Raw genomic sequence first — 10,073 nt, 5'->3', positions numbered from 1 at the left:
ACAGGTCTTGCGCCAATCCTGTGGGAGCTGGTCTTGCCAGCGATCGAGCGCGCAGGATCAGTCGAACCGGTAGATATCCATCCCCAGCGCCCCCAGCGTAAACCCCTGGTGGGCAATCCCGAAGCGCCCACCCGCACCCCGGGCGAAGTACAGCGGCAACAAGTGCTCATCACTTGGATGGTTGCGCACTGCAAACGGCGCTTGCTGGCGGTAGTCGTGCAGGGCAGGGGTGTCATCGGCTGCCAGCTTGTCGATCATCCAGTCACGAAACGCCAGGGCCCAGGGCTCGACGCTTTCCGGGCCGGCTTGCCAGTCCAGTTCGCGCAGGTTGTGGGTAATGCTGCCGGAGCCGATCAACAGGATGTCTTCCTCGCGCAGTTGCGCCAGGGCCTTGCCCACCCGTTCCTGCAACTGCGGACCCATCTGGCTGGGGAGTGAGACCTGTACCACGGGGATGTCGGCCGCTGGATACATCAGTGACAGCGGAACCCACACGCCATGGTCAAAGGGGCGTTTGGGGTCAAGGCGCGCGGGTAGTCCGGCATCGCACAACAGGCTCGTCAGTCGCTCGGCCAGCGCCGGTTCGCCGGGGGCGGGATACTGCACGGCATACAGGGCGGCAGGAAAACCGCCGAAGTCATGCCAGGTTTCGGGGTGGGGGTGGCCGGACACCCACAGCTCACGGCTCTCCCAGTGCGCCGAGACCACCACGATGGCCTTGGGTCGCGCCAGCTCTGCGGCCAGGCGTGCCAAGGCCGGACCGCTGGCGCCAGGTTCAAGGGCGAGCATGGGCGAGCCGTGAGAAATAAACAGGCTAGGCAGCATGGAAAGGGTTCCTGGCGGTTAAGATGAGTCCATCTTCCGGCAGATCATTGATCTGATTCCAATATAAGTTTTCGCATAAACCCATCGAATAATTCGAGGTATGCCATGCAGGCAGAGTTCTGGCACAAACGCTGGGCGGACAATCAGATCGGCTTTCATCAGGGGCGGGTCAACAGCTACCTGCAGCAGTTCTGGCCGACGCTGGGCCTGGCGCCCGGTAGCAAGGTGCTGGTGCCCTTGTGTGGCAAGAGCCTGGACCTGGCCTGGCTGGCCGGGCAGGGCCATCAGGTGCTCGGTGTCGAGCTTTCCCAGCGTGCGGTGGAGGACTTTTTCAGCGAGCAGCAGTTGCAGCCCGAGGTCGGCCAGCGGGGCGCGTTCAAGACCTATCGAAGCGGCCCTTTGGAGGTGTGGTGTGGTGACTTCTTCGCCTTGCAGGTCGAAGATATCGCCGACTGCAGTGCACTGTATGACCGGGCGGCGGTGATTGCCTTGCCGCCGGCGTCGCGCGAGCGCTATGCAGCGCTGCTGACTGGATACCTGTCGCAAGATTGCCAAGGCCTGCTGATCACCATGGATTACGACCAGGCCCTGCTGGAGGGGCCGCCCTTTGCGGTGGTCGATGCAGAGGTGCGGCAGCTGTTCGCTGGCTGGCAGCCGCAGGCGCTGGAGGCGCGGGACATTCTCGCCGAGAGTCCCAAGTTCGTTCAGGCCGGGGTGCCGCTGCTGTTCGAGCGGGTGTACCGGCTGCAGCGCTGAAATGCAAAAGGGCGACCGAAGTCGCCCTTTTTTGTAGCGGGTGTCCGATCAGCCTCGACGACGCAGGGCTTCGATACGGTCTTCCAGCGGCGGGTGGCTCATCAGCAGGCCGGCCAGGCCCTGCTTGAGGCCGCCGTTGATGCCGAAGGCGTTCAGGGTGTCGGGCATGTGCACCGGTACACCTTGCTCCGAGCGCAGGCGCTGCAGGGCGCCGATCATTGCGTTGGTGCCGGCCAGGCGGGCACCGGCTTCGTCGGCGCGGAACTCGCGTTTGCGCGAGAACCACATGACGATGATGCTGGCCAGGATGCCCAGTACCAGTTCGGCGACGATGGTCGCGATATAGTAGGCGATACCCTGGCCTTCTTCGTTCTTGAAGATCACCTTGTCGACGAAGTTGCCGATGATGCGGGCAAAGAACATCACGAAGGTGTTGACCACCCCTTGCACCAGGGCGAGGGTGACCATGTCGCCGTTGGCTACGTGGCCAATCTCGTGGGCCAGTACAGCGCGTACTTCATCGGGCGAAAAACGCTCCAGCAGCCCCTGGCTGACCGCTACCAGTGCATCGTTGCGGTTCCAGCCGGTGGCGAAGGCATTGGCCTCGTAGGCCGGGAAGATACCCACTTCCGGCATCTTGATGCCGGCTTCGCGGGACAGTTCCTCGACGGTCTGCAGCAGCCATTGTTCGTGGCGGGTGCGCGGCTGGCTGATGATTTGCGTGCCAGTGCTCATCTTCGCCATCCACTTGGAGATGAACAGCGAGATCAGCGAGCCGGCAAAGCCGAACACCGCACAGAAAATCAGCAGCTGGTCGAGTTTGAGGTCAACCCCGTTGGCCGCCATGAACCCGTTGAAGCCAAACAGGCTCAAGGTAATGCTGGCAATCAGCACAACCGCGAGGTTGGTGGCCACAAACAGTAAGATGCGCATCATGGTTGTTACGTTCTCCTGACGGATAAAAGTGTCACGTATGCGGGGTATATAAGGTGCGCGCTGCGGTGATTCAACAGGGCGACTATTTCAAACTGTGTACTTGCCTGTATTACAGACGAATTCCAGCAACCCGCACGCCAGAGCGGCGGGTGATGTCAGGGCTGAACGCTTGCTCTGTAAGGTCTGCGCCGGGAGTGGCGCAGACGATTCGATATCAAATGTAGGTTACTGCTGATATGTCTTCAGGAAGTTTCCGATGCGGCCGATGGCCTGCTCCAGGTCGTCGACCCGTGGCAGGGTCACCACGCGGAAGTGGTCCGGCCATGGCCAGTTGAAGGCGGTACCCTGGACGATCAGAAGCTTTTCCGAGAGCAGCAGGTCGAGGACGAACTTCTCGTCGTTGTGGATTGGACAGACTTTCGGGTCGATGCGCGGGAACGCATACAGCGCACCCATCGGCTTGACGCAGCTGACCCCGGGAATGCTGTTGAGCAGTTCCCAGGTGCGGTTGCGCTGTTCCAGCAGGCGGCCCTGCGGCAGCACCAGGTCGTTGATGCTCTGGTAGCCGCCGAGGGCGGTCTGGATGGCGTGCTGGCTCGGTACGTTGGCGCACAGGCGCATGTTGGCCAGCATGTCGATGCCTTCGATGTAGCTCTGGGCGTGGTGCTTGGGCCCCGAGATGGCCAGCCAGCCGGAGCGGAAGCCCGCTACCCGGTAGGATTTGGACAGGCCGTTGAAGGTCAGGCAGAGCAGGTCCGGGGCCAGCGAAGCGGTGCTGATGTGCACGGCTTCGTCATAGAGGATCTTGTCGTAGATCTCGTCGGAAAACACCACCAGGTTATGTTGGCGGGCCAGCTCAAGCATGCCCAGCAGCAGCTCGCGCGAGTACACGGCACCGGTCGGGTTGTTCGGGTTGATGATCACCAGGGCCTTGGTGTTGGAGGTGATCTTGGCCTTGATGTCGTCAAGGTCCGGGAACCAGTCGGCCTGCTCATCGCACAGGTAATGCACCGGGTTACCGCCGGCCAGGCTGACTGCGGCGGTCCACAGCGGGTAGTCCGGGGCCGGGATCAGCACTTCGTCGCCGTTGTTGAGCAGCGCCTGCATCGACATCACGATCAGTTCGGAGACGCCGTTGCCCAGGTAGATGTCTTCGATGCCGACACCTTCGACCTGCTTTTGCTGGTAGTACTGCATCACCGCCTTGCGCGCGCTGAACAGGCCTTTGGAGTCGCTGTAGCCCTGGGCGGTCGGCAGGTTGCGTATCACATCCTGGAGGATCTCGTCCGGCGCCTCGAAACCAAAGGGTGCCGGGTTGCCAATGTTCAGCTTGAGGATGCGATGACCTTCCTCTTCCAGGCGTTTGGCGTGCTTGAGCACCGGGCCGCGAATGTCATAGCAGACATTGGCGAGCTTGTTCGATTTGCTGACCTGCATGATGTGATCCCGATTAGAAAAGATCGCCGCGCATTGCGCTGTGAAAACGTTTGAAATGCGTATGACGCGGGTGCCAGACTGATGTCTGATGAGGCGCAATAATATACGTGCCACCCGCTCTGTGGAAAAGCCATGGCGCGGGGTTTTTGGACAGATGAGGCCTGATGATGGAAAAACTCGAGAAAACCCTGGAAGAATGGCGCGCCATGCTCGACCCCGAGCAGTACAACGTGTGCCGCCTGAAGGGCACCGAGCGGCCGTTCAGTGGCAAATACAATGGCACCAAGACCGATGGCGTCTACCATTGTATCTGCTGCGGCGAAGCGCTGTTCGATTCGCAAGCCAAATTTGATTCCGGTTGTGGCTGGCCCAGCTTCTATGAGCCGATTGCCGACAGCGCGATGATCGAGATTCGCGACACTTCCCACGGCATGATCCGCACCGAGGTCACCTGCGCCAAATGTGATGCCCACCTGGGGCATGTGTTCCCTGACGGTCCGCCGCCGACCGGGCTGCGCTATTGCATCAACTCGGTCTGCCTGGACCTGGTTCCCCGCTGATAAAGGAGAAAGGTCATGGCCGACGCACTGCTGAAGATTCCCTGCATTACCCTTACCGGTGAGCAAAAAGCCCTGGCCGATTACCCTGCCAAGGCGCTGCTGGTGGTCAACACTGCCAGCCAGTGCGGTTTTACCCCGCAGTACAAAGGCCTTGAACAGCTCTGGCAGCGTTATCGCGAGCAGGGGCTGGTGGTGCTGGGCTTCCCCTGCAACCAGTTCGGCAAGCAGGAGCCAGGCGATGCGCACGAAATTGCGCAGTTCTGCGAGCTGAACTTCGGCGTCAGTTTCCCGTTGTTTCGCAAGATCGAGGTCAATGGCGCCGGCGCCCATCCACTGTTTGTCGAGTTGAAAAAGCGCGCCCCCGGCTTTTTCGGCTCGCAAGGGGTCAAGTGGAACTTCACCAAGTTTCTGCTCGACCCGGCCACCGGCAAAGTCACCCGCTATGCGCCGAGCACCAAGCCGGACGCCTTGACCGGCTCAATCGAAAAACTGCTCAGGTAGTCGTCAACGGCACCCAGTGATCGATCAGTGCCAGCAGCTCTTCGCGGCGAAACGGCTTGGCCAGGTAGTCGCTCATTCCCGCCGCCCGGCAGCGTTCGCGCTCTTCGGGCATGGCGTTGGCGGTCAGGGCGACGATCGGCAGGTCTGGCCAGCGTCCGCTCTGGCGGATCCGCCGGCTGGCTTCATAACCGTCCATCACTGGCATGTTGCAGTCCATCAGTACCAGGTCGAAGGGTGACTGCTCCAGCTGTTCAAGCGCGTCGGCACCATGGGCGGCGACGCTGACCTCGCAGCCGAGCTTGGCCAGCATGCCCTTGGCCACCAGTTGATTTACCGGGTTGTCCTCGACCAGCAAAATGCGCGCGCGGCGCTCGCTGTACTGGGCGCCGCTGAGTGGTGACTGGTTGATACTGTCGGCCCCGTGCAATGTGCGCCGCAGGGTCTGGTACAGGGCGTTGCGCGCCAGCGGCCGTGCCTGCTGCTGTAGAGGGGCCAGGTGTGCTGCCTGTTCACCGGGCAGGAAGTTGCCATAGGCGGTAACCAGCAGAATCGGTGCGCTGATCAGTGGACGCAGGTTGAACAGGCAGTCCAGGTCATCGGTGATCAGCAGGTCTGGCGTTGCCTTCTTGAGTTGCTCGGGGCTGTCGTAACGTTGGTAGTCCAGGCCCCAGCCGGGCAGCAGCGTCTGTAGCAATTCGGCGAGGCCGCTGCTGGCATTGCTGATTGCCGCAACACTGCCGCGCAAGGCTTGCGCAGGTACCGCCGCCGTATGGCTGGGCAAGGGCAGTTCGGCGCTGAACTGGCTGCCGAAGCCGGCTTCGGAGCTGATGCTCAGGCGCCCCTGCATGGCCTCGCAGAGGTTATTGGTCAGCGCCAGGCCCAGGCCGGTACCGCCGTACTGGCGAGTGATGCCGGCACCTGCCTGGGTGAAGGGCTGGAAGATCCTTACCTGGGCTTCGCTGGGGATGCCGATGCCGGTATCACAGACCTCCAGACGAACGCCGCCGGGGTAACTGCTCAGGCGCACATCGACACGGCCGAAGCGAGTGAATTTCAAGGCATTGGACAGCAGGTTGCTGACGATCTGCCGCACCCGGGTCGGGTCGCCGAGCACCATCGAAGGGAACTGCGGGTCGATCAGGCAGGTCAGCTCGACGCTGGGTGCGGCGTTCTGCGACAGCAGGTTGGCGGTATCTTCGACCAGGGCGCCAAGGTCGAAGGGGATGCGTTCTAGCTCCAGCTGCCCGGCATCGAACTTGGACAGGTCGAGAACATCGTTGAGCAGCTCCACCAACACCTTGCCCGAGTCGTGGGCAATCGACAGCTGCTGGCGTTGTTCGGCATTGAGCGGGCTGTCCAGGGAAAGCGCGATCATGCCCAGCAGGCCATTGAGCGGTGTGCGGATTTCATGGCTCATGTTGGCCAGAAAGGCGGCGCGGGCCTGAGCCATGTCCAGGGCGCGGCGCCGGGCTTCTTCGAGCTCTTCATTGGACTGGCTCAGGCGGGTGTTGCTGGCCTTGAGCTCGTTGGTGCGCGCCGAGACGATGTTTTCCAGTTCGTTGAGGTAATCGGTCAGGCGGTTCTCGGCATTGCGCCGTTGCTGGATCTCGGTGGCCATGCTGACGAACTGCTGGTTGGCAACCTTGACCAGCACGCCGATCTCGTCGTGTTCGTGACCGGGCGGGAACGACAGCTTGGACTGCGCCGGATTGCGCGAGTCGCTGTTGCTCAGGGCGCTGATCACCCGCACCAGCGGCTGGGTCAGCATGATGTAGAACAGACCCAGGAGAATGCCGGTAAGGATCAGGCTGCGCATGAAACCGTTGAGCAGGGTGACCTCGGCACGCTTGAGAAAGCGGCTGCCGAAGGTGAAGGTGTCGACTTCCAGGAACAGCGTGCCGAGGTAATCATCGGGCATGTGGCTGAGAAACAGCCGGTCCTGGAATTCACGATTGTCGCCGAACAAAAAATCGCTCATCAGGCGATAACCGCTTTCCTGGCGCGGGCGCTGCACGTCGGCGAGTACTGTTTGGTTATTGTCGATCAGCCGGGCGCGGGTGATGGCCGGTGATTGCAGCAGGCCACGGGTCAGTTCCTGGGCGAGCTCGGCATCGATGTTGTAGGCGATGCGCGATGCCGGGTTATGGCTGATTTGCAGCAACGCCTGCATCTCGCGGTTGATGGAGGCGTCTTCACTGGCATAATCGATACCGATCTGGATGAGACTGAGCAATGTACCCAGGATGAAGCCGACCAGGACCGTCAGCCGGGCTTGCTTGTAGGACAGGCGATTGGTGAACTTGATATCCATGAGTCCCGAGCCAGTTTCACGTTCCGTGCGCTGCGCAAGCATAGCCGATCAGTCCCGGCTGCTGGCACGCCCTGTCACACATTCAGCTGTGCTTTTGTCCTTGCACCTGTCTAGAGGAAGTCTTGTGGACTCTCGTTTGAACGCTTTTCTGGAGCGCGCCGAAACCGTGCTCGCCCGCCTTGAACCCTTGTTGCCGGCACCGCGCCAGAGCATCGACTGGTCTCAGTGCCTGGCCGCGCGCTGGCAGCGCGATGGCCGTAGCGGTTATCTGTTGCCGCTGGAGGTCAGCCTCGACATGCGTCTGTCCGACCTGATCGGTGTCGATCAGCAGCGCGAACAACTGGGGCGCAACACCCGCCAGTTTCTCGATGGCATGCCGGCCAACCATGCGCTGCTGTGGGGCTCGCGTGGTACCGGCAAGTCGTCGCTGGTGCGGGCGTTATTGGCCGAGCATGCCAAGGCCGGCCTGCGTCTGATCGAAATCGAGCGTGATCACCTGGCCGACCTGCCGCGGGTGGTCGAGCAACTGCAGAAGCTGCCGCAACGCTTTGTGCTGTTTTGCGATGATCTCTCGTTCGAAGCCGGGGAGGGTGACTACCGGGTGCTCAAGAGCGTGCTCGACGGCTCGCTGGAGCAGGCGCCGGACAACGTGCTGCTGTACGCCACCTCGAACCGCCGGCACCTGGTGCCGGAAAAGCAGAGCGACAACGAAAACTGGAAGATGGTCGACGGCGAACTGCACCCCAACGAGGCGGTGGAGGACAAGATTGCCCTGTCTGACCGCTTCGGCCTGTGGCTGTCGTTCTACCCCTTCACCCAGGAGCATTTCCTCAACGTGGTCGAGCACTGGATCACCCAGTTGGCCGAAAGCGCGGGCCTGGCCTGGAGCCGCGATGCAGAGCTGGACATACTCGCTGTGCGCTGGGCCACCGGCCGCGGCAACCGTAACGGCCGTTGTGCCTACCAGTTCGCCCGCTATTGGGTCGGGCTGAAACTGTTGGAGCAAAAACCATGATCGATCTCAACGCTACCGGCGCCGGCCTTGAAGGTTATGGCCTGCTGGCGGCACAGCTGGAAGCCCTGCTTGCCGATGAGCGCGACTTCATTGCCAACGCCGCGCAGTTTTCGGCGTTTCTCTACAGCCAGGTCGAAGACCTGAACTGGGCCGGCTTCTACCTCAATCGTAACGAGCAGTTGGTCCTCGGGCCGTTCCAGGGGCAGGTGGCCTGCGTGCGCATCCCTTTCGGCCGTGGAGTATGCGGGGCGGCAGCGGCCAGCCAGGAAACCCAGCGGGTGGAAGATGTGCACGCGTTTCCCGGGCACATTGCCTGCGACAGTGCGTCGAACAGCGAGCTGGTGATTCCGCTGGTCAAGGACGGGCGGTTGCTTGGCGTGCTGGACCTGGACAGCCCGAAGCTTGCGCGTTTCAGTGAGGCGGATCAGGTGGGGCTGGAGCGTTTGGCGGGGATTTTTCTGCGTTTGACTGATTGCTGACGAGTGAACTTTGATCGGGGGGCAAGCCCGCTCCTACAAGTGCGAATCCTGTAGGAGCGGCGGTGCGACGCCTCGACTTGCCCCGCGAAGCTTGTCAGTCGTAAATGACCTTCTTCTTCCAGTCTTCGGTGGTGTCGGTCTTCAAGCCTTCGGTCAGGGCGTTGGTTTCGTCCTCGGCCGGTTCCAGCTGGCTCAGCACCTGGGCATTGGCCCGGGCCAGAAGCTTCTCCATGTATTCCAGCTGCTCGCGGTAAACCGCCGGGTCAGGCTGTTTGCGCAGGTACTGCACGCCACGCTCGAACGCCAGGCGCGCATGCCCCGGCTGGTTCTGTTGCAGCGCCTGCTGGCCGAGGTTGTTGAAGAACTCGATGTGCAACAACACCAGAATGTGACGGACTTCCTTGACCCAGTACTTGGCTTCGTTGGTCGGCAGGAAGCCTTCCTGGGCGGCGCGGGTGATCTGGTTGTGCATGCCCTCGAGCAGGAAGCGCACATCCTTGGCCCGGGCTTCGGTCTGGATCGGCATTGGCGGGTTGTTCACCGGCAGTGCTTCGCCTTTGGTGATCAAGCCTTCGAGTTCGGCAATCCGCGCCTTGATATCCCGGCTGTGCTTGTCCAGGGTCAGCCGACGCTGGTTGAGGTTGAGCTCCAGGCGGGTCAGCAGCAGCTTGAGCGCTGGAGTCATCAACTGGCCGGGGAAGGTTTCGGTGATTTCGCCACAACGGCGCAAGCGCTCGGCCAGCTCGATCTTCAGCCGGGCACGCTCGAGCTTGTTGTTCTCGACCACATTGTTCAGGTAGCCGATCACGATCAATAATGCGATCCCCGCTACTATAAGCAGGGTGATCAGAAGTGGTGTCACCGTTAACGCCTCATACAGGATGATTTACTGTTTGAGTGTAGTGGCTAAGCTTTTAGCCGGATAGAGCTGTTTGGCGGTTGCTCGTGGGCAATTGATGGCCTTTTGCTTGTAGATTGCCGTGGCTGCTGGGCCGCAGGCGGGTAGGGGTGTCAGAAAATAATCGTCAAGACCCCGGCGCGCAAAGTCATGGTTCAACAGCGCTAGGCGCCGCGAAGTCATTGATTTAAATAAATTTATACAGAGGGGTTGACGACTTATCAAAGCATCCCTAGAATGCGCGCCACTTGCAGCGTAAAGCACACAGCGAAACGCGGCAGGGAGTGAATGTTGTAGCGTGTCCCCTTCGTCTAGTGGCCTAGGACACCGCCCTTTCACGGCGGTAACAGGGGTT

The 10,073-nt window shown here is 61.3% G+C and carries 10 protein-coding genes; 5 read left to right on the top strand and 5 right to left on the bottom strand.

Annotated features, from left to right (window positions below; all coding sequences use genetic code 11):
- Positions 1–57: 57 nt before the first annotated feature.
- Complete coding sequence (locus ABM562_RS11970; RefSeq protein WP_233673645.1) at positions 58–825, bottom strand: DODA-type extradiol aromatic ring-opening family dioxygenase; 768 nt, start codon at positions 823–825, stop codon at positions 58–60.
- A 105-nt stretch (positions 826–930) separates the two neighbouring features.
- Between ABM562_RS11970 and ABM562_RS11965 the strand changes: the two genes are divergently transcribed.
- The gene (locus tag ABM562_RS11965; RefSeq protein WP_115085901.1) at positions 931–1,581 is read left to right on the top strand and encodes a thiopurine S-methyltransferase; all 651 of its coding nucleotides are present in this window, start codon (positions 931–933) and stop codon (positions 1,579–1,581) included.
- Between the two features lie 48 nt (positions 1,582–1,629).
- Here the strand turns inward: ABM562_RS11965 and htpX are convergent, their stop codons facing one another.
- The gene (htpX, locus tag ABM562_RS11960; protein WP_036996500.1) at positions 1,630–2,517 is read right to left on the bottom strand and encodes a protease HtpX; all 888 of its coding nucleotides are present in this window, start codon (positions 2,515–2,517) and stop codon (positions 1,630–1,632) included.
- Positions 2,518–2,742: 225 nt separating this feature from the next.
- The gene (locus ABM562_RS11955) at positions 2,743–3,954 is read right to left on the bottom strand and encodes a pyridoxal phosphate-dependent aminotransferase (RefSeq protein WP_010226289.1); all 1,212 of its coding nucleotides are present in this window, start codon (positions 3,952–3,954) and stop codon (positions 2,743–2,745) included.
- A gap of 167 nt (positions 3,955–4,121) precedes the next feature.
- Here ABM562_RS11955 and msrB point away from each other — a divergent pair, with 167 nt between their 5' ends.
- Positions 4,122–4,514 (top strand): peptide-methionine (R)-S-oxide reductase MsrB, encoded by a 393-nt coding sequence (gene msrB, locus ABM562_RS11950; protein ID WP_115085975.1) that lies wholly within the window; start codon positions 4,122–4,124, stop codon positions 4,512–4,514.
- Positions 4,515–4,529: 15 nt separating this feature from the next.
- Positions 4,530–5,015, top strand: a complete 486-nt coding sequence (locus ABM562_RS11945; RefSeq protein ID WP_115085902.1) for a glutathione peroxidase — start codon at positions 4,530–4,532, stop codon at positions 5,013–5,015.
- On the opposite strand, the gene ABM562_RS11940 is transcribed toward ABM562_RS11945, so the two are convergent.
- Positions 5,008–7,368: a response regulator gene (locus tag ABM562_RS11940; protein ID WP_115085903.1), complete on the bottom strand. Its 2,361-nt coding sequence runs from the start codon at positions 7,366–7,368 to the stop codon at positions 5,008–5,010. The two genes, ABM562_RS11945 and ABM562_RS11940, sit on opposite strands and share 8 nt — an antisense overlap.
- Positions 7,369–7,450: 82 nt before the next feature.
- Between ABM562_RS11940 and ABM562_RS11935 the strand changes: the two genes are divergently transcribed.
- Both ABM562_RS11935 and ABM562_RS11930 read left to right on the top strand, forming a co-directional pair.
- Complete coding sequence (locus tag ABM562_RS11935; protein WP_115085904.1) at positions 7,451–8,341, top strand: ATP-binding protein; 891 nt, start codon at positions 7,451–7,453, stop codon at positions 8,339–8,341.
- Positions 8,338–8,820 (top strand): GAF domain-containing protein, encoded by a 483-nt coding sequence (locus ABM562_RS11930; RefSeq protein WP_115085905.1) that lies wholly within the window; start codon positions 8,338–8,340, stop codon positions 8,818–8,820. The genes ABM562_RS11935 and ABM562_RS11930 overlap by 4 nt, the downstream gene beginning before the upstream one ends.
- Before the next feature lie 94 nt (positions 8,821–8,914).
- Here the strand turns inward: ABM562_RS11930 and ABM562_RS11925 are convergent, their stop codons facing one another.
- On the bottom strand, positions 8,915–9,682 hold the full coding sequence (locus ABM562_RS11925; protein ID WP_460422059.1) for a hypothetical protein: 768 nt from the start codon (positions 9,680–9,682) through the stop codon (positions 8,915–8,917).
- Positions 9,683–10,073 lie beyond the last annotated feature (391 nt).

The sequence above is a fragment of the Pseudomonas sp. ZL2 genome (genome assembly GCF_054788455.1).
The sequence above is the reverse complement of the archived record's forward strand: the minus strand, read 5'-3'. Positions and strand labels throughout refer to the sequence as shown.

What these genes read in the sequence shown, in the direction of transcription:
- ABM562_RS11970 (WP_233673645.1), bottom strand. Translation starts at nt 825, where the DNA reads ATGCTGCCTAGCCTGTTTATTTCTCACGGCTCGCCCATGCTCGCCCTT.
- ABM562_RS11965 (WP_115085901.1), top strand. Translation starts at nt 931, where the DNA reads ATGCAGGCAGAGTTCTGGCACAAACGCTGGGCGGACAATCAGATCGGC.
- htpX (WP_036996500.1), bottom strand. Translation starts at nt 2,517, where the DNA reads ATGATGCGCATCTTACTGTTTGTGGCCACCAACCTCGCGGTTGTGCTG.
- ABM562_RS11955 (WP_010226289.1), bottom strand. Translation starts at nt 3,954, where the DNA reads ATGCAGGTCAGCAAATCGAACAAGCTCGCCAATGTCTGCTATGACATT.
- msrB (WP_115085975.1), top strand. Translation starts at nt 4,122, where the DNA reads ATGGAAAAACTCGAGAAAACCCTGGAAGAATGGCGCGCCATGCTCGAC.
- ABM562_RS11945 (WP_115085902.1), top strand. Translation starts at nt 4,530, where the DNA reads ATGGCCGACGCACTGCTGAAGATTCCCTGCATTACCCTTACCGGTGAG.
- ABM562_RS11940 (WP_115085903.1), bottom strand. Translation starts at nt 7,368, where the DNA reads ATGCTTGCGCAGCGCACGGAACGTGAAACTGGCTCGGGACTCATGGAT.
- ABM562_RS11930 (WP_115085905.1), top strand. Translation starts at nt 8,338, where the DNA reads ATGATCGATCTCAACGCTACCGGCGCCGGCCTTGAAGGTTATGGCCTG.